The sequence below is a fragment of the Nocardia spongicola genome, assembly GCF_047200775.1.
In the GTDB taxonomy this organism is placed as follows: Bacteria; Actinomycetota; Actinomycetes; order Mycobacteriales; family Mycobacteriaceae; genus Nocardia.
In genome coordinates, this window is record NZ_JBJZOO010000003.1 from 407,746 (window position 1) to 427,036 (window position 19,291).

Genomic DNA, 19,291 nt, shown 5'->3' on the forward strand with positions numbered 1-19,291 from the left:
ATTCGGCCGTAGTGGCCGGAGCCTGCTCGCCTGGCGCGTGTGTTACGGGACTCTCGCGCCGGGCGAAGCCGTGCTCATGCGGCGGATCGTGCCCGTCCGACGAGACCGATCAGGACATCGATCACGAGGAAGCCGAGCAGGCTCACCCCGACCAGCGGGACGAACCAGCCGATCACCAAGGCCGCGAGCAGCAGTGGTACGAGCAGCCACGGCGCGGTCTTACGCCATGCGCCGCGTCGTGGCGCCCGGCCGAAGGTGAACTGTCCCGCGTCACGAGCTGGTCGTCTACGCCACCACAGCAGATAGCCGCGCACGATGACGGTTATCAGTCCGATCATCGCCGCGAGCAGCAACAATTGGTTGAGCAGCCCGAACAGCAGACCCATATGGAACTGGATGCCCCAGTTGGTGAATTTGGCCATCAGCGGCCATTCGGCATAGGGCAGCCGGTCGATGACCGTACCGGTCGCACCGTCGACGGCGATCGCGTCGACGGTGTAGGTGCCGGGTATCCGGCGCTCTTTCACCACGAATGCTTTCTCCGGCGTGGCCGGAATGGTGATCTCCGCAGCCCGGGTGATGCCTTCGGCCTTGGCGGTCGCGTACACCAGGTCCAGCTGTGCGATCCGGTCGGCCACCGCGGTGGGCGCAGGTACCGTGGCGCCTGCGTCGTGCGAGCCGGAACCGTGATCGTGCTCGGGTGCGGTGGCTCCGGCCGCACTGGCTCCTGGCAGCGCGGCGCTGACTGCGGGAGTGGTCCAGCTGAGTTGTTTGCGGAGCTCGGCGATATTCTCGCCGGCGTAGGTCGACCAGGTCATACCGGTCACCGATAGCACCAGGGCCAACGGGAGCACCCATATGCCGACCGCGCCGTGCCAATTCATGGTGCGCCCACGTTTGGCGAGCGAACGATCGGCCGCGAACAGCCAAGCCCAGCTGTTGCGTGTGCGGCGGCTACGTACCCGGCGCACCCAGATGACCAGGCCGGCCAGGGCGATGATCCACAGCCATGATGCGGCGAGCTCGCTGTAGATCCGTCCTGGCTCGCCCAGATGCAGATCGCGGTGCAATCCGTCGATCCAGGTGCGCAGCGGCAGTGCTCTCGAACTGCCGTATACGACGGAATCGCCTACCGGCTCCGCGGTGTACGGGTTGACGAACACCGCGCGCTGTTCGAACTCGTCCAGCCCGGGGTCGCTGAACAATACGCGGGTGGTGTCCTTCGGGCCTGCCGCAGGGTCGACCGCGGCCACCTGCAGATCCGGCTGAGTGCTTACCGCGGCGCCGACCTGCTCTGCCAGCGATTTCGGTGTTCCGCTCGGACTGACCGTCAGCAGATCTCGGGACATGATCGACTCGACGGTCGGCGCGATCGCGTAGAGCGCGCCGGTGACGGCGGCGATGAGCAGGAACGGGCCGACGAAGACGCCCGCGTAGAAATGCAACCGCATGGCCAGTGCGGACAGGTTGTTCCGTGGCCTCGGCCGGTGTTCGGTGGCGGATTCCGCCATTGCCGCGGGTGCGGTAGGCGCGTCGGGGGCTGGTGTCGTTGTTTCTGATGTACTCACTGGTTGTTTCGTTTCTGACGCGGGGACCCCGGAGGGTACGAGCCGTCGTCCGGATAGCTGGTCGGCGCGGGGCGCCGTGGCGGTGGGGTAGCGCGCGGTCGGTAGCCGACCGGCGTGCGCATCGTGGATACCTGGCCATGCCGGATGCGCCCGCCGGGGAAAGGTGGGCACAGTCATTTCGCGCAGCCGGGAACTCACCACACAGATGTGTGTGGCGGGCATGCGCATTCGGCGGGCCGGAATGGCCCGTATGTCTAGGGATTATGTGGCACCGTTGTGCTCCACGATGAGAGGTGGTGGCGCCGAGCGGTACGCGCGGGACATCTGCCAGGGCAGTGCGGGCGGGAAAGCTCAGCAGGCGACCGGCACTGGCGGTGCGCGCGTGCGGAGTGATTCGGTGGCCAGTACCCGGAGAATGGCGCGGTCGCGATAGGTGGTACGCAGGGGTACGTGGTGTGCGGCGACGGGTGGGGTGTGGCGTGCCGGAAGTACCCGGGCCAGCACCGCGGTCCCGATTCGATAGGCGTTCTCCGCGCCGCGGATCGCGATGGCGGCCACGATGGTGGCGAACAGGTGCGCGATGAGCATGGTCGGCGACAGCTGGAGATCACCGTGGTGCAGGTGTCCCGAGCTGAATCCCATGGCGAGATGGCCGAGCAGCTGTCCGGCCAGGAGCACAGCGATCAGTCCGCCGGAGCTACGCCGTTCGGCGCCCCGGCCCGCCACTATGACACCGGTCACAATGGAGGCGGTGGCGAGTAGTGACAGTGCGGTGGTGTCCGGCAGCTTTCCGCCGGTCGTCCAGCCGTGTGCCGCAACGGAAACGGCAGCCGAGATCGCACCGGCCGAACCGCCGCGCAGCCGCGCGGCAGCGCCGCGGCACGGCGCGGCAGACCGGTCGAACTCGAGAATCATCCGCTGATAATAGCTGACGAACTACAAGTGAATTTACGTATCGTACGCCGGATGCCGCGAGAGGTATCGGCTCCAGGTGAAACGATTCGGCGGTGCGGGCAGACGCCTGCCGCGCTGCCGGCACCGCCGTGGACGTGCGGCTCAGCCCGCCTCGACCTCCATCTCGATCAGCGCCTTGCGCAGCAGTTTTCCGGTGGCATTGCGCGGCAGCTCATCGAGGAAGACCACCTCGCGTGGAACCTTGTAGCGAGCCAGGTTGGCCTTGACATAATCTTTGATCTCCTGCGGATCCCGCGCGCAGTCCGGGCTGGGGACGACGAAGGCCCGTAAACGTTTGCCGAACTCGCGGTCCTCGACGCCGACCACTGCGGCTTCGAAGATATCCTCGCGGCCCGCGAGGAGGTTCTCCACTTCGAGCGGGAAGACGTTCTCGCCGCCGGAGACGATCATGTCGTCGTCGCGGCCATCGATGTAGAGCAGGCCGTCGGCATCGAAATGACCGACGTCACCGCTGGACATCATGCCGTTCACCATCTCCTTGGTGCGGCCGTCGGTGTAGCCGGTGAAGGCGAAGCCGTTGTCTACGAAGATGGTTCCCGTGACATCCGGTTGAGTGATGGGTTTGCGGTTCTCGTCGAGCAGTGCGATGCGGATGCCGACCGGTGCCCGGCCCGCGGTGGTCGGTGCCGTGCGCAGATCGCCGGGAGTGGCGACCGTCATCACCGCGCATTCGGTGGAGCCGTACAGGTTGTACAGGCTGTCGTTGAAGTAGTCCAGTGTCCGAGTCACCACATCCGGGGGGATGGCCGATCCTGCCGCGAAGACCACCTTGATATTGCTGACGTCGTATTCGGCCAGCACATCATCGCCGAGATCGAGGATGCGCTGCAGCATGGTCGGCACAACGACCAGCGAATCGGCCTGGTACTCGGCGATATTGGCCAAGGTCTGCTTCGGATCGAAGCGGCGCTGTTGGAAGATCACCCGGTTACCCAGTGCGAGACCGAGTGTGAACTGGGACAGACCGGTGCCGTGGAAGACCGGTGCCGCCATGATCATGGTGCCATCGCAGGGCAGCGGTATCCGGTCGACGAATTGCGCCGAGGCGAAAGGGTTCACCCGATCGCGCGGTGCGCCTTTCGGAGTGCCGGTGGTACCGCTGGTCAGGATGATCACACCGCCGGGTTTGGCCGGCGCGGGTAATGGTGCGGTGGTGTGCTTCTCGCACAGTGTGTCTACGGTCGGGGTCGCGGCATCGACGGCGTCCTTCGCGTCGACCCAGGTGAAAATACGCGGGATCTCGGCGGGGATCGCGCTCATCAGGTCGATGAACTCGCTGTCGTGCAATACGGCTTTGACCTGTTCCCGTTCGGCCACGTCGGCGAACTGTGGTTTGGCGAAGCCGGTGTTCATCAGCACTGCGCGCACCCCGAGCTTGCCCGTGGCCAGCAAACTCAGCACCATGCCTCGGTGGTCACGTGCCAGAATCGCCACCGTATCGCCGGGTTCGATGCCCGTGCTCTGCAGTCCGCGCGCCAAGGCGTTGGACTGCTCGTCGAGCCGGCGGAAGGTCAGCGCACCACGTTCATCGATGATCGCCGTGGCGTTCGCTCTGGTCTGCGCGGCATGCATGACGACACCGGCGAACGGGCCGAACTTCAGCACGTTGAACGCCGACCGCGCCATATGGTCGGGACGCAGCGGGTTGAACAACTTCCGCTTGAACATCACATTCACGCCGAGCGCCAAATCGCCCGCTTTGCGGGCGGTTTCGCCCAGCACGGGGAAGGGGAGAGACATCGAAGACAACCTTCCGGCGGCACCACTGGGTAGCCCCCCGAGTGGTGTGGACCGCAGTGACAGGGGTTAGTGCTGGTGCTGACAGTAGCAAGCGAACAGCACCGAATGTGGTATCTATCTCAGGAATTCGGACTCGCGGGGAACGATCGGGTGCTCGGCTCGGATCAGGCCTGGTTCCCGTACTCCACCAGTACCCGGCGCAGCAGCTTGCCGGTCGGGTTGCGGGGCAGATCGTCGAGGAAGATCACCTCACGCGGTACCTTGTAGCGCGCCAGATTGCTTTTGACATACGCCTTGATCTCCGCTTCGTCCGGCGTGCAGCCCTGCTCCGGGACGACGAAGGCGCGCAGGCGTTTTCCGAACTCGGGGTCGTCGACACCGACTACGGCGGCATCGAAGATATCGGGCCGCTCCAGCAGCAGGTGCTCCACCTCCTGCGGGAAGACGTTCTCTCCGCCGGAGATGATCATGTCGTCGTCGCGACCGTCGACCATGAGCAAGCCGTGCTCGTCGAAGTGACCGACATCACCGCTGGACATGTAGCCGTCGATGATTTGTTTGTTCCTGCCGTCGGTGTAGCCCTCGAAAGGAGAGCCGCTGCGAACGAAGATGCGCGCGGTGGTGTTGCTCGCGGTGACCTGCTGATCGTTGTCATCGTAGAGCCGGATCTCGCAGGTGACCGGCGCCAGGCCCGCGGTACCCGGCGCCAGGGCGAGATCGCGTGGATTGGCGACGCTCGCCACGGCGCATTCGGTGGAGCCGTAGAGGTTGTAGAGCACGGGCCCGAATACCTCGGTGGCCCTGATCGTGAGTTCGGGTGACAGGGCCGAGCCGGCGAGCAGGATCACCTTCAGCGAGGACGTGTCGTATTTTGCCCGGATCGCCGGGTCCAGTTCGATCATCCGGTGCAGCATGGTCGGCACTGCCACCAGCATTTCCGCCTTGTGGTCGGAGATCATCCGCAGCGTCGCCTCGGCGTCGAAACGACGGCGCACCACCACCTTGTTGCCCAAGGCCGTGCCGACCGCCCACGCCGCGAACCCCGTGCTGTGGAAGATGGGTGACACGATCACCTGCGCACCACCCCGTGGGAATGGGATGCGATCGATCAATTGTGCCGTGGCGAACGGGGAGACCTTGCTGCGTGGAGCGCCTTTCGGTAAGCCAGTGGTGCCGCTGGTCAGAATGATGAAGCCGCCCGCGGTGCTCGGTGTCGGCAGCGGGTCGGTGGAGCCGGCCGTGACCAAGTCGTCGAGCGTCTTCTCGCCATCTGGCACTTCGGTGCCCTCGTCTACCCAGGTCAGGTAGCGCGGCAGTTCGGGGGGCAGGGCGTCGAGCAGGCCGAGGAACTCACTGTCGTGCAGCACTACCTTGACTTGTTCGCGTCGGCATACCTCGGCGAACTGCGGTTTGGCGAACCCGGTGTTCATCAGCACCAGTCGTGCCCCGAGCTTGCCCGCGGCGGCCATGGTCAGGATCAGGCCACGGTGGTCGCGTGCCAGCACGGCGATCACCGTGCCCTCGGTGATACCGGCCGCACGCAGTCCCTGCGCGATCGCGGTCGACTGATCGTCCAGTTCGCGATAGGTCAGCGTGCCCGCCTCGTCCGTGAGTGCGGGCGCATCCGGCGTCATTCGCGTGGAGTGCCGGAGTATCGATGCCTGCGGGCCGAGGATCTTCGATTCCTTGATCGTCCGCAGGGTCTCCCTAGGACTCCGGACATCGATGATGCGATGGTCGGACAGCACGCGTAGCGCCTGCACAGCCTCTAGTGCGTGGGCCATCTTCATGTCGAACACCTCCACAAACCCGCACGCCCGTACTTGCTCCCAGCAAACCAGGATGGCGTGTCAGTAGTCACCGTAGCAGGGTGAAGTGTGTCAGATCACAGTAAAATCGGGCAAATGCAACTCGTCGTGTCGAATGGACCGCGCGTCCACGTACCGCGAGGCTTATCGCCACGCCGGATCGGACGAAAGAGCCGACCTGGCTACCGGAGCCCGCGGGCATTGCCGCGGGCTCCGGCTCGACAGCCGGCCAGACTATTTCAGCTCGGTGCTGGTCTTGCCGAGGACCCGGCGCGCAACGATGAGCTGCTGGATCTGCTGGGTGCCTTCGAAAATGTCCAGGATCTTGGCATCGCGGCCCCACTTCTCCAGCAGCGTGCGCTGTGAGTAGCCGATGGCACCGGCCAGTTCGACCGCTTTCAGAGTGACATCGGTGCCGGTGCGGCCCGCCTTCGCCTTGGACATGGATGCTTCGAGCGAGTTGGGCTTTTTGTTGTCTGCCATCCAGGCCGCACGCAGGGCGAGCAGATAGGCGGCCTCGTAATCGGCTTCCATCCGCAGGAATTCGGCAGCGGCGGCATGTTGGTTGTTCGCCGGAGTGTCGTAGGAGATCTCGACTCCCGCGGCGGTCAGGATCGAGCGCAGTTCCTCCAGTGCGGCGCGGGCGACTCCGATCGCCATCGCGGCGACGAGCGGACGGGTGTTGTCGAAGGTCTGCATGACCCCCGCGAAACCCTTCTCCACGTTGACTTCCGGATTACCGAGGATATTGTCCTTCGGAATCCGGCAGTCCTGCAGCAAGAGCACAGCAGTGTCGGAAGCTTTGATACCGAGTTTGTGCTCGAGCCGGGCCACCGAAAGACCAGGGGCGTCGCGTGGCACCACGAACGATTTGATCGCCGCCCGGCCGAGGCTCTTGTCGAGTGTCGCCCACACCACGATGTGGGTCGAGCGCTGGCCGGCGGTCACGAAGATCTTCTCACCGTTGAGCACCCACTCGTCGCCGTCGAGCACGGCGGTGGTGGACACGGCAGCGGAGTCGGAACCGAAGGACGGCTCGGTGATCGCCATCGAGGCCCAGACCTTACCGAAGCGTTTCAGCTGATCGTCGGTGGCCACGGCGGCGATGGCGGCATTGCCCAAGCCCTGGTAGGGAATCGACAACATCAAGCCGACGTCACCCCAGGAGGTCTCCAGCGCATTCAACAACGCGGACATGTTTCCACCGTTGGTGTTTCCGAGCAGCTCAGTGGCGTGGGGATCGGTTTCGGTTTCCTCGGCCCTGCCGCCGGAGGCGCCGCCGATCTTCTGGGTGCCGGAGTCGGCCAAGCCCTCGATCATGGCGGCCATGGCGTCCAGTTCGACGGGGTAGGCGTGTTCGGCGAGATCGTATTTGCGCGAAATCGGGCGGAAGATCTCCTTGGCGACCTGATAGGCCTGATTCGAGCTGACCCGCAGCTTCTTGGGGAGTTCGAGATTGATCATGGTGAAGTCTCCTGAAAACGACAGCGGCAGGTCAGATGAGCACGATGCCTTCGGCGATGCCGATGGCCCGCAGATCGCGATACCAGCGCTCGACCGGGTGCTCCTTGGTGAAGCCGTGACCACCGAGCAGCTGGACGCCGTCGAGGCCGATCCGCATACCCTTATCGGTGGCGAGTTTCCTGGCCAGCGCTGCCTCCCGGCCGAACGAGAGGCCCTGCTCCGCGCGGGAGGCGCCGCGCAGGGTCACCAACCGTAGTCCGTCGAGCTCGATCGCGATATCAGCGACCATGAACGCCACCGCTTGGCGGTGTGAAATCGGTTCGCCGAACGCTTCCCGTTCGTTCACATAGGGAATCACGTAGTCCAGCACCGCTCGGCCGGTGCCGGTGGCGAGCGCGGCCCAGCCGAGCCGAGCCAAGCGTACGGCGTCGGCGTAGTCCTCGGCGCGGGTACTCGCGTCGCCGTCGCCGAGGATGGCATCGGTGCCGACCATAACGTCATCCAAGATCAACCGGCCGAGACCAGCGGCACGCAGCCCCATACTCGGGTCGGCTTCCACGATCAGGCCTGGCGCGTCCGATTCGATGATGAACAGCGCGGGACGGCCGTCCAGTTCCGCGGCGACCAAGAACAGTTCGGCGTCGGCCGCGGCGGGTACCAGGCTCTTCACCCCGGAGATGCGATAGCCGCTCGGCGAGCGCCGCGCTTTCGTCTGCAGCGCGAAGGGATCGAACAGTGCGCGTGGCTCACTGATCACCACCGAGGCTTGCGGCACGTTCTCACCGGCGAAAGAGGGCAGGTAGGTCTTCTGCTGTGCGTCGTTTCCCCATTGCGCCAGCGCGACCGCGACGCCGCTCGGCGCGAGGATGGGCAGGGCCAAGCCCATATCGCCGTGCGCCAGTGCCTCGGCGACCAGTGCGTTGGTGACCGCACCGCGCTCCGAGGCCGCGCCATCGAGTTCTTCGGGAACATTGATCACCGTGATGCCGAGTTCGGCGGCCCGCTCGAGCAGGTCGAGCGGCGCCTTGGCGGCGCTATCCGCTTCGGGAGCGGCCGGGCGCAGGATCTCGCCGGCGAACTCTCGTACCGTCTCGACGATCATCTGCTGTTCGTCGGTCGGTGTCAGGTCGAAGAAGTCCTTGGTCTTCGCGTCGGTGGCCGCCAGCCGCTGCGGGGTGCCGGTGCCTGCGACCTTGGCGAAGGCGCGGGTCGCGGCGCCGAGTGTGCGGAAGCCGGTCTTGGCGCCTTCGTAGGTGACGCGCTCGATCGGCTTGCGCAGGTTGTACTTCTCGGCGAGGTCGGACCCGGTGAAGGTGGTCATGACCCGCATCGCCGCACCCATCCAGTCTCGTTTGGGCTGGTGCAGCCCGACTGCGGACGTATCTGGACGTCGCTTCGTTGCGCTGTCTCGAGTACTCATCATCACCTGTATTTCTCGGGTGTTATTGGTGCGATCTATCCGGACCTATCTTACTCCAGAGTAAGAAGAGCGTCGAGATGCAGAAACTGCGAGGTATGCGGGCTACGGCCGACCACGCGACGAGTTCTCGATCGAGCTCACGAGGGAATTCGAGCCCGATCGACCGAAGTCTGTGTTCCCGCTGTACGCAGTGTGAGCCCGTGGGTGGCCGGACACAGGCATGACGGCCCGCTCGGCATCGGCCGCAGGCGTCTCAGCGGCGCTCACCGGACGTTTCGGCGCGCCTGTGGCTTTCAGCGCGTATGGAATGGGTCCGGCCATAGGCGATCAGGCGCCGCCGGATCCCGGCTCGGCAGCGTCGGCGGCCCATTACTCGAGGCGGTTATCACTCGAGACTCGAGGAAAACGATCACTCGCGGACGTAGTATCGCAGCGTTCCATAGGCGGTGAGGGCAGCGAATACGATCCCGACCGGGGCGATGACCAGCGCGGTCATCACAATGTCGTCGGCGGTGATATGTGGGAAGACCTTGCTGGCGAACAGGTCGCCGAGGGCACGATCGATGATCAGCGGTCTGGCAGCGAGCAGGCCGAGTGCCGCGAGTACCGAACCGGCCAATGCCGCGACCATCGCCTCCAGCAGAAACGGCAACTGGGTGTACCAGCGGGTAGCCCCGACCAATCGCATGATGCCGACTTCGGTACGCCGGGTGAACGCCGCGATCTGCACCATGTTCGCGATCAAGAGCAAGGCGGCCAGTGCCTGCAGCACCGCTAGGCCGAACGCCGCATTACGCAGCCCGTCGAACAGGCTGACAAGCCGGTCCACGATGTCCTTGTCATTGCGCACCATGCCGACGCCGGGCCGGTCGTGGAAGTCCGCGTAGATCGTCGGATACAGCTGCGCGTCTTCCATCTTCACCCGCAGTGAGGCGGGCAGTGGCGTCTCGCTCACATATTTCGCCAGCTCGGGCTGGTCTTTGAAGGTTTTCTCCTTGGCTTCCCTGACCGCTTCCTCCCGATTGAGGAATTGCACCGACTCCACGCCCGCGGTCGCCTTCAGATCCGCCATGAGCGATCGACACGGCTCCTGCGAGCAATCCGGGTCGTCGGCCGAGATATCTTCGGTCAGATACAGCCGGACTTCGAGCCGGTCGAGGAAGTATTGCTCGGTTTTGTCCGCGATCCGCACGGCGAGCAGGCCGCCACCGAGCATGGTGAGGGAGACCGCGGTGGTCAGGATCATCGCGATGGTCATCGTGACATTGCGGCGCAGCCCCGCGAAGACCTCACCGAAGAGAAAGCTCGCGCGCATTACCGGCCGACCCCGTAGACGCCGGTCGCCTCATCACGGACCAGACGCCCGTGATCGAGCTCGACTACCCGCTTGCGCATCGCGTCGACAATGTGGTTGTCGTGGGTGGCCATCACCACTGTCGTACCGATCCGATTGATCCGCTCCAGCAGCAGCATGATGTCGGCGCTGGTGTCGGGATCGAGGTTGCCGGTCGGTTCGTCGGCCAGCAACACCAGTGGCCGGTTCACCGAGGCCCTGGCGATTGCCACCCGCTGCTGTTCACCGCCGGACAGCTCGGTCGGCAGCCGATCGGCCTTCCCGCCGAGGCCGACCATATCGAGTACTTCGGGGACGGTGCGGTCGATGAACTGGCGCCGTTTGCCGATCACTTCCAGTGCGAACGCGACGTTCTGGTAGACCGTTTTCTGCTGCAGCAACCGAAAATCCTGGAAGACGCATCCGAGGCGCTGGCGCAGCTGGGGCACTTTGCGGCTGGGTAGCCGGTCGACCTGGAAGTCGGCAACGGTGATCTCACCCGCGGTGGGCGACTCCTCCCGCAGCAGTAACCGCATGAAGGTCGACTTCCCCGAGCCGGAGGGTCCGATGACGAAGACGAACTCGCCCTTGCCGACGTCGACCGTGATGTTGTCCAACGCGGGTCGCGTCGAGGTCTTGTACGACTTGGTCACGTTCCGCATGGTGATCACGAGGAGCCAGTGTAGTCAGTAATCACATACATTCAGGGTTGTCAACCATGGCAGACGACCGGGCGGCACTCCGCTCCAGCCCAGTTCACTGGCCGGGTGGTCCGGTAACCGCCGCCGCGGGGAATTTGTCGACCAGGGTGGCGGGACCCTGTGGCGTTGCCTCTGGTTTGACGAATACGTACAGCACGAATGTGGCGATCCAGGTTGTCATCAGGATCGCGGTGGATCTACGTGGCCGCACTGATCCCCTCTCGGCGCAATGCTGCGGCCACTCGCACCCGAAGTTCGCGTCCGACGTCGAACTGTTTACCCGGTAGCGTGCGAGCGACCATTCGGATGTTCATCTGATCGACAGTGAGGTCTTCCACACCCATGACGGTGGGCTCGTCGAGTAGTAGCGGTTCGAGGCGAGCGTCTCGGTACGCCTCGCGACCCACCTCGTGCAGGATTTCGTTGACCCTGTTGATGTCGGCGCTGGCGGCTACCGGGACATCGATCGCGGCGCGCGCCCAATCCTTCGACAGATTAGTGACCTTGACGATCTGCCCGTTGGGCACGGTGATCACCTCACCGTCCGCGTTGCGTAAGGTGGTGATCCGCAGCGTAACATCCTCGACTGTTCCCTCGGCCTGCCCAGCGGCCCCGGCCACCGAGATCTGGACCACATCGCCGAAACCGTACTGCCGTTCGGTGATCAGGAAGAACCCGGCGAGAATGTCCTGCACGATACGCTGCGCGCCGAAGCCGAGGGCGGCGCCGAGTACCGCGGCAGGCGCGATCAACCCGGTCACGGCGAAGCCGAGCCGCCGCAATACCTCCATGGTGATCAGCACGTAGACGATGGTCAGCACCACCCAGGTGATAACCTGGGCCAGCGCATGGCGGTGCTTGGCCGCCTCGGTACGTACCAGCGCGTCGCTGCTGTGGAAGCCGGCATCGATCTTGCTGGTGACCCGGTCCCTTATGAAGGTGGCGAACCGGCTGAACAGTATCGCGCCGAGGATGAGCAGCACGATCTCCAGGCCGGAACCGCGTAACCAGGTGCTGAAACCGGTGGAGGCGATCGCCTGGACTTCCACGACCTCCATCTAGTGGACCCGTTCCCGCATCCGCCGCCTCATGAGCTCTGCGCCATTCTCCAGCGGATACCGGATTCGATGAACCCGTCGATCTCACCGTCCAGCACCACCGACGGATTGTTGACCTCATGGTTCGTCCGCAAGTCCTTGACCATCTGATATGGGTGCAGCACATAGGAGCGCATCTGATTGCCCCAGGACGCGCCCTCGTTGGTCTTCAGCGCATCCATCTCGGCACGTTCCTGCTGCCGCTTGCGTTCCAAGAGCTTGGCCTGCAGCACGCGCATGGCCGAGATCTTGTTCTGTAGCTGGGACTTCTCGTTCTGGCAGGTCACAACGATGCCGGTCGGCAGGTGGGTGATCCGTACCGCGGAGTCGGTGGTGTTGACGCTCTGACCACCAGGCCCCGAGGATCGGTACACGTCGACCCGGATCTCGGTCTCAGGGATCTCGATATGGTCGGTGGTCTCCACCACGGGGAGCACTTCGACCTCGGCGAAGGAGGTCTGGCGGCGGCCCTGGTTGTCGAACGGGCTGATCCGCACCAGACGGTGCGTGCCCATCTCCACCGACAGCGTGCCGTAGGCGTAGGGCGCCTTCACCGCGAAGGTGGCGCTCTTGATCCCGGCCTCTTCGGCGTAGGAGGTGTCGTAGATCTCCACCGGATACTTGTGCCGTTCGGCCCAGCGGACATACATGCGCATCAACATCTGTGCCCAGTCGGCGGCGTCGACGCCACCCGCGCCGGAGCGGATGTTCACCAGCGCATCGCGTTTGTCGTACTCACCCGACAGCAGCGTGCGGACCTCCATCGCCTCCACATCACCGTGCAGCGCGGCGCGCTCGGCATCGGCCTCGGCGAGCGCGGTGGTCCTGGCCTCGCCTTCTTCGTCCTCGGCCAGTTCGTAGAGCACCGGCAGATCATCGAGCCGTTGCCGCAGCTCCTCGACTCGGCGCAGCTCACCCTGGGCATGGGAGAGCTCGCTGGTGACCCGCTGAGCGTGGTCCTGGTCGTTCCACAGCTCGGGGTCGGCGGCCTGGTGCTCGAGCTCGTCGATACGACGGCGTAGCTCGTCGATGTCGAGCACCGATTCGACCGTCTTGAGGGTGGCGTCGAGTTCGGCGAGATCAGCGGAAACGTCGGGATGCACGATCGTCAAGCCTAGCTGGCCCTCGGTGGCTGTAGCACATGAGTGCGTGTGGGGTGATCGAGCACGCAGCGGATCGGGGGAGTGGCGGCGCGGACAGTCCGCCCGAGGCCAGGCGGTCTGCTGCCGATACGAGCTGCGGTTCGCCATCGGTCCGGCCCCATACCGGTCCGGCTCCGTGGCAGGGACGACCGGGCCGATAGGGTGCGGGACGTGGCTGCGCACTCCTCGTACTCGTCGGATCTCGACCTCGCCCTGCGGCTGGCCGATACGGCCGACGGCATTACCAGGGCGCGCTTCGGTGCGCTGGACCTGAAGGTGGACGATAAACCGGATCTGACGCCGGTATCGGACGCGGATCTGGCGGTAGAGCAGGAGATCCGGCGGGTGTTGGCGGAGGCAAGGCCGGAGGATTCGGTGCTGGGTGAGGAATTCGGCGGCGCCGCCGAATTCCGTGGCAGGCAGTGGGTGGTCGACCCGATCGACGGCACCAAGAACTTCGTGCGCGGGGTACCGATCTGGGCGACGCTGATCGCGTTGCTGGAGGACGGGCAGCCGGTCGTCGGCGTGGTGAGCGCGCCCGCGCTGGTCCGGCGCTGGTGGGCCGCGCTAGGGGCGGGCGCGTGGTCGAGCTTCGATGCGCAGGTGGCCGAGCGGATCGCGGTCTCCGCCGTCGGCGAGCTGGATTCGGCCAGCCTGGCGTTCTCCAGTCTGTCCGGCTGGCGCGAGCGTGGTCTGCGCGAGAACTTCCTCGCGCTGACCGATGAGGTGTGGCGGGTGCGTGGCTACGGCGATTTCCTCAGCTACTGCTTGCTCGCCGAAGGTGCTGTCGATATCGCCACCGAACCGGAGGTATCGCTGTGGGACCTGGCCGCCCTTGACATCCTCGTACGCGAAGCGGGCGGCCGTTTCTCCTCGCTGGCCGGTGCGCCGGGTCCGCACGGCGGCGACGCCATCGCCAGCAACGGCCTGCTCCACGATCAGGTCCTGCACCGCCTGCGTGGCTGACCGATAGCGCGGCGTCGCCGATTCATCACGCCACACGAGCCATTCACCTCGCGCCACCTCGTCGGCGACGAGCGCTGCCGGATATTCTCCTGGTAGCCACTGCTGGATGCCGTTGTCGACCATCCATCCGGCCAGTCGATCCCTCAGCCGCGATATCCTCGGCATCCATCGCGGTAGCCGCCGCCATAGGCGCCGATTCGAGCACGTCGATCACGAATTCCCTTTCTGCGAGTGCGTGCGCCCAGCTACCCGGCGACATCCGAAACGCTGCAGGTGTCCGAAGTTACCCGGTCGGTTGTACCGGGAGCGCGCATTCGGCTATCCACAGTGGGGAAAGCGTGCGGTCGAGCAGGGGGAACGCCGAACCGCGCCGGTACAGGCGAGTCCGAGCGCCTCTAGGATGGGCCGGGTGACTCCCCCTGATGATCTCGCCGGGGTAGCGATCGGCGATACCTCCGATGCCGATGCTGGATTCCTTGCCGCGCAAGAGGTTCTACGTCGAGTCTTCGGTTACGACAGTTTCCGTGGCGAACAGCACGCGATCGTGGACCATGTGATCGCAGGTGGCGACGCGCTGGTGCTCATGCCGACCGGCGGCGGCAAATCGTTGTGCTATCAGATACCTGCCCTGGTGCGCCCCGGCGTCGGCGTGGTGGTCTCGCCGCTGATCGCGCTGATGCAGGACCAGGTGGACGCGCTCAGTGCCCTCGGCGTGCGTGCGGGCTTCCTCAACTCCACGCAGTACCCGGATGAGCGGCGCATGGTGGAGGCGCAGTTCGTCGCAGGCGAGCTCGATCTGCTGTACCTGGCGCCGGAGCGGTTGAGCCTGGAGTCGACCGCGCGGCTACTGGATCGGGGCAAGGTCGCGCTGTTCGCCATCGACGAGGCGCACTGCGTCTCCCAGTGGGGACATGACTTCCGGCCCGACTACCTGGGCCTTTCAGTGCTGCACGAGCGGTGGCCTGATGTACCGCGTATCGCGTTGACCGCGACCGCGACCGCGAAGACGCGTGACGAGATCATCCAGCGCCTCGACCTCGATTCGGCCCGCCGTTTCGTGTCCAGCTTCGATCGGCCCAATATCCAGTACCGGATCGAGCCGAAGAACCGCCCCGAGCGCCAGCTGCTGGAATTCATCCGCACCGAGCATCCTGGCGATGCGGGCATCGTCTACTGCCTTTCGCGCAACTCGGTGGAGAAGACCGCCGCCTTCCTCACCGAGAACGGCATCACTGCCGTGCCCTATCACGCGGGCCTGGACAATCGCACCCGCGCGGCGAACCAAGCGCGGTTTCTCCGGGAAGACGGGCTGATCGTGGTGGCGACCATCGCCTTCGGCATGGGCATCGATAAGCCGGACGTGCGCTTCGTCGCCCATCTCGACCTGCCCAAATCGGTGGAGGGGTACTACCAGGAGACCGGCAGGGCCGGTCGGGACGGCCTGCCTTCCACCGCGTGGATGGTCTACGGCCTGAGCGACGTGGTCCAGCAGCGCAAGCTGATCGACGCCTCCGACGGCGATTTCGCCCACCGCCGCCAGCTCCAACTGCATTTGGACGCGATGCTCGCGCTGTGTGAGACGGTGAGCTGCCGCCGCACCCAGCTACTCGCCTATTTCGGTGAGCCGGGCTCGGCATGCGGGAACTGCGACACCTGCCTGTCGCCGCCACAGTCCTGGGACGGCACTGTGGCCGCGCAGAAGGTGCTGTCGGCGATACTTCGGCTGGAGCGTGAACGCGGCCAGAGTTTCGGCGCGGGTCATATCGTGGACATCCTGCTCGGTAAGAAGAACCAGAAGGTCCTGCAGTACGACCACCACGAGCTGACGGTATTCGGCGTCGGCACCGATCTACGCGATACGGAATGGCGCGGTGTGGTGCGGCAATTACTTGCCCACGGCCTGCTGGCGGTACGCGGCGACTACGGTGTGCTGACGCTCACCGAGGCCAGTAACGAGGTGTTGTTCGGCGGACGGCAGGTGATGTTGCGCCGGGAACCGGAACGGGCGGCCAAGCCTGCCCGCGCGGCGAAGGCCGCCAAGTCCGCCGCAGCCAAGTCCGCGGCCACCGAGCTGGCCGCCGCCGATCTGCCGCTGTTCGAGAAGCTGCGCGCGTGGCGCGCGGCCACCGCGAAGGAGCAGGGCGTTCCCGCCTACGTCGTTTTCCACGACGCCACCTTGCGCGAGATCGCGGCACGTAAACCCACCAGCCTCGCCCAGCTCGGCGAGGTCAGCGGCATCGGTGAGAACAAACTCGCGAAATACGGAGAACACGTAATCGGAGTACTCGCCGAAGCTTGATCATCTACCGTGTCACACGACAGATGAGAAGGGTCGCCCGGCGGGCCGTGTACGACTGCGGAGAATATGGTGAGTGACAACTACACAGTGGGGCGCCGGGAGTTCTTGGCCGGTGCTGCCACACTCGCGGCAGGCGCGACTCTGCTCGGCCGCACGCCCGCGCAAGCGGTACCGGTGGCGGAGGGGGTCACCAAGTTTCCCCTCCCGGATGACCGCCGACTGCGAGTTCTGGTAACCGGCGATGCGGGCACCGGAACCAGGACCCAATGGGCGGTCGCCGACGCGATGCGCACGCTGCACGGCCGCGAACCGTTCTCGCTGGCGCTCGGCCTCGGCGACAATCTCTACGATCACGGCCCAGAGAACGTCGACGACCCGCAGTTCGCCGAGAAATTCGAGCAGCCCAACGCGGGGTTGGATTTCCCGTGGCTGATGGTGCTCGGCAACCACGACAACAGCTCGGTTCTTCCCGGCGATGGCGGCTGTCTGCGGCGGGGCAACACCGAAGTGGAGTACCACGCCGACTCACAGCGTTGGTGGATGCCGAGCCGCTACTACTCGGTGCGGATTCCGGAGCACAACCCGGTGGTCGAGTTCTTCGTGCTCGATCTCAACCCGTTGGCCGCCTATCTACCGCCGGTCTTCTTGCCCTATTGGGCAGTCGACGGTCCGTTCATGAACGAGCAACGCGCTTGGTTGGATCGCGCTCTCGCCGAGTCGACCGCGACCTGGAAAATCGCCTGTACCCATCATCCGTATCTGAGCAACGGCCCGCACGGTAACGCGGGCTCCTACGATGGCTTGCCGCTCGAATGGGCCAATGGTGTACACGTCAAGCGCTTCATGGAAGACCATGTAGTCGGTAGATGCCAGTTCATTCTGTCCGGGCACGACCACACGCTGCAGGTGCTGGAGCCGAGCGCGGCTTCGGTGGGTACCAGGCAGATCGTCTGCGGCGCCGCCGCGAAGACGGTCGGGGCCAAGCCTCAGGGCAGCGGATCGAGCAGCGGGTCCAGTGGATCGAGCAGCGGGTCAGGTACCAGGACAGACAATGCCGCACTGTACGAGAACTACCACGAACTCGGGTTCATGGTGCTCGAACTCACCTCCGACCGGGCCGATGTGGGCGTCCATACCGTGGATCCGGCGACCGGCGCGTCCGTCGAGGCATTCCAGCGCAGGCTCGCCTGATTTTCGTCCGGGTACGGTACGCGCCGAACCAGGGCATACTGTCGTCGCGGCGGCTAACGTGCTGGCTATGGCACCGGACGAGGGTTCGAGCGATGAAGGTGACGATCTTTCGGAGAACGAGACGGGCGGCGACGCTCCGGATGCCCCGACACAGGTCCGAGGCAGGCCGGATCCGGTAGTGGAGAGCATGTGGTTGCGTCGTCGCCGACCGAGTAGGCGCGGGGTGCCGCGGGTGTCGACCATAGTGCTGTTGGTCGCGTTCTGTGCCGTGCTCGCGCTCTACATCGTGTTGCAGTAAGAGCGATCCGTGCCGATGAACTCGGCCCGGTCATCCCGCGTTCCCGCGCGTCGGCATCGGGCTCCCCATGGCCGCACCGGGCCGAAGAACACATCGAGCGATCCGTGGGGGCCCGATCCTGCCGCTTGGGGATCGGATTCAGGCATCCGATCGCATATATCCGCAGTTCCGGGGTAGCCGAATGGCGTAAGGGTAACTGGGGGTGAGTGCGAGGAGTCGAAGGATGAGCACCACCGTTGTGATCGTGATCGTGATCGTCGCCGTTGTTGCGCTTGTGGTCGGCGCATGGGTAGTGATGCGCCGACGGCGCGAGCATCAGCGGGCCGAAGCCGAGGGTATCCGTGACCGCGCGGCGGAGCGGGAATTCGAGGTCGGTCGGCAGGAAGCGCAGGCGAAGGAGGCTGCTGCCAGGAGCAGGGCGGCAAAGGCGGAAAGTGAGATCAAAGCGGCCCAGGCCGAGCAGCTCGCCGAGCAGGCGCAGCTGCGTCGCAGTGAGGCAGCGGATTCGCGAAGTGAACTGGATATGGAGTGGGAGCGCGCGGACAAGGTTGATCCGGATTCCGAGCAGGGGAAGCAAGGTGAGAAGCGGGAGGGAGCTGATCCCGGACAGCCGTCACGTAACCCTTGATCCAGCGAGCCGAGTCCGGAAAACCGGTCGGGAATGTCAGGGTTTTTCGGCAGACTGTCCGATATGACCGGCTCTGACCTGAAATCGGATCTGCACCGCTATCTGCGCTATGCCCGCGAAGCCATGCTGTGGAAGCTCGACGGCCTGTCCGAGTACGACGTTCGCCGACCCTTGACTCCCACAGGGACGAATCTGCTCGGCCTGGTCAAACACCTGGGCTTCATCGAGTTCGGCTACTTCGGTGATACTTTCGGCCGCCCATACGATGAACCTATCGCCGAACAGGATTTCGCTGCCGATCCCACTGCCGATATGTGGGCCACCGCCGAAGAGTCGCGTGCGGACATTATCGGGTTTTATCGTCGGGCTTGGGCACATGCCGATGCCACGATCGACAGTCTCGATCTCACCGCCGAAGGTTCGGTTCCGTTGTGGTCGGAAGATCAGCGAATCGTCACCCTGCACCGGATTCTGGTACACGTGGTCGCCGAAACCAACCGACATGCCGGACACGCCGATATCATCCGCGAGCTCGTCGACGGCGCCACCGGCCTGTTGGCCGATAACGACAATATGTCCACCAGCGACCCGAAGTGGTGGCAGCGCCATAGGGCCGAGCTGGAGGACGCCGCGAAGCGGACCGCCGGACTCGGCTGACCGA

Annotated in this window: 17 protein-coding genes; 6 read left to right on the top strand and 11 right to left on the bottom strand. The window is 65.0% G+C overall.

The genetic code is table 11. The features are described 5' to 3' along the window. Window positions 1–74 precede the first annotated feature (74 nt). The 11 genes from ACL02S_RS09730 to prfB all read right to left on the bottom strand — a co-directional run bounded on the left by ACL02S_RS09730 (window position 75) and on the right by prfB (window position 13,209). Entirely contained in the window at window positions 75–1,511 is a 1,437-nt protein-coding gene (locus ACL02S_RS09730; protein ID WP_412802099.1) for a PepSY-associated TM helix domain-containing protein, read from the bottom strand. Between the two features lie 408 nt (window positions 1,512–1,919). Beyond that, entirely contained in the window at window positions 1,920–2,483 is a 564-nt protein-coding gene (locus ACL02S_RS09735; protein ID WP_412801989.1) for a hypothetical protein, read from the bottom strand. Between the two features lie 141 nt (window positions 2,484–2,624). Continuing rightward, window positions 2,625–4,283 (bottom strand): acyl-CoA synthetase, encoded by a 1,659-nt coding sequence (locus tag ACL02S_RS09740; protein WP_412801990.1) that lies wholly within the window; start codon window positions 4,281–4,283, stop codon window positions 2,625–2,627. Window positions 4,284–4,447: 164 nt separating this feature from the next. Then, complete coding sequence (locus ACL02S_RS09745) at window positions 4,448–6,073, bottom strand: acyl-CoA synthetase (RefSeq protein ID WP_412801991.1); 1,626 nt, start codon at window positions 6,071–6,073, stop codon at window positions 4,448–4,450. Window positions 6,074–6,325: 252 nt separating this feature from the next. Beyond that, window positions 6,326–7,555: an acyl-CoA dehydrogenase family protein gene (locus ACL02S_RS09750; RefSeq protein ID WP_412801992.1), complete on the bottom strand. Its 1,230-nt coding sequence runs from the start codon at window positions 7,553–7,555 to the stop codon at window positions 6,326–6,328. Between the two features lie 31 nt (window positions 7,556–7,586). Continuing rightward, window positions 7,587–8,978: an acyl-CoA dehydrogenase family protein gene (locus tag ACL02S_RS09755; RefSeq protein WP_412801993.1), complete on the bottom strand. Its 1,392-nt coding sequence runs from the start codon at window positions 8,976–8,978 to the stop codon at window positions 7,587–7,589. A 406-nt stretch (window positions 8,979–9,384) separates the two neighbouring features. Further along, window positions 9,385–10,290, bottom strand: coding sequence for a permease-like cell division protein FtsX (gene ftsX, locus ACL02S_RS09760; protein WP_412801994.1), 906 nt, complete (start codon window positions 10,288–10,290; stop codon window positions 9,385–9,387). Then, entirely contained in the window at window positions 10,290–10,970 is a 681-nt protein-coding gene (gene ftsE / locus ACL02S_RS09765; protein ID WP_412802100.1) for a cell division ATP-binding protein FtsE, read from the bottom strand. The genes ftsX and ftsE overlap by 1 nt, the downstream gene beginning before the upstream one ends. 94 nt (window positions 10,971–11,064) lie before the next feature. After that, window positions 11,065–11,190, bottom strand: a complete 126-nt coding sequence (locus ACL02S_RS09770) for a hypothetical protein (protein WP_412801995.1) — start codon at window positions 11,188–11,190, stop codon at window positions 11,065–11,067. Between the two features lie 16 nt (window positions 11,191–11,206). Continuing rightward, complete coding sequence (locus ACL02S_RS09775; protein ID WP_412801996.1) at window positions 11,207–12,067, bottom strand: mechanosensitive ion channel family protein; 861 nt, start codon at window positions 12,065–12,067, stop codon at window positions 11,207–11,209. 29 nt (window positions 12,068–12,096) lie between these two features. Further along, window positions 12,097–13,209, bottom strand: a complete 1,113-nt coding sequence (gene prfB, locus ACL02S_RS09780; RefSeq protein ID WP_412801997.1) for a peptide chain release factor 2 — start codon at window positions 13,207–13,209, stop codon at window positions 12,097–12,099. A 210-nt stretch (window positions 13,210–13,419) separates the two neighbouring features. Between prfB and hisN the strand changes: the two genes are divergently transcribed. The 6 genes from hisN to ACL02S_RS09810 all read left to right on the top strand — a co-directional run bounded on the left by hisN (window position 13,420) and on the right by ACL02S_RS09810 (window position 19,287). After that, window positions 13,420–14,214, top strand: coding sequence for a histidinol-phosphatase (hisN, locus tag ACL02S_RS09785; protein WP_412801998.1), 795 nt, complete (start codon window positions 13,420–13,422; stop codon window positions 14,212–14,214). Between the two features lie 409 nt (window positions 14,215–14,623). Next, window positions 14,624–16,513: a DNA helicase RecQ gene (gene recQ, locus ACL02S_RS09790; RefSeq protein ID WP_412801999.1), complete on the top strand. Its 1,890-nt coding sequence runs from the start codon at window positions 14,624–14,626 to the stop codon at window positions 16,511–16,513. 69 nt (window positions 16,514–16,582) lie between these two features. Continuing rightward, a complete protein-coding gene (locus tag ACL02S_RS09795) occupies window positions 16,583–17,704 on the top strand; it encodes a metallophosphoesterase (protein WP_412802000.1) in 1,122 nt (373 codons plus the stop codon). A 67-nt stretch (window positions 17,705–17,771) separates the two neighbouring features. Continuing rightward, complete coding sequence (locus tag ACL02S_RS09800; protein ID WP_412802001.1) at window positions 17,772–18,002, top strand: WLR motif membrane protein; 231 nt, start codon at window positions 17,772–17,774, stop codon at window positions 18,000–18,002. A 223-nt stretch (window positions 18,003–18,225) separates the two neighbouring features. Continuing rightward, a complete protein-coding gene (locus tag ACL02S_RS09805) occupies window positions 18,226–18,630 on the top strand; it encodes a hypothetical protein (RefSeq protein ID WP_412802002.1) in 405 nt (134 codons plus the stop codon). A gap of 63 nt (window positions 18,631–18,693) precedes the next feature. Then, the gene (locus ACL02S_RS09810) at window positions 18,694–19,287 is read left to right on the top strand and encodes a DinB family protein (protein ID WP_412802003.1); all 594 of its coding nucleotides are present in this window, start codon (window positions 18,694–18,696) and stop codon (window positions 19,285–19,287) included. The last annotated feature ends 4 nt before the right edge of the window (window positions 19,288–19,291 follow it).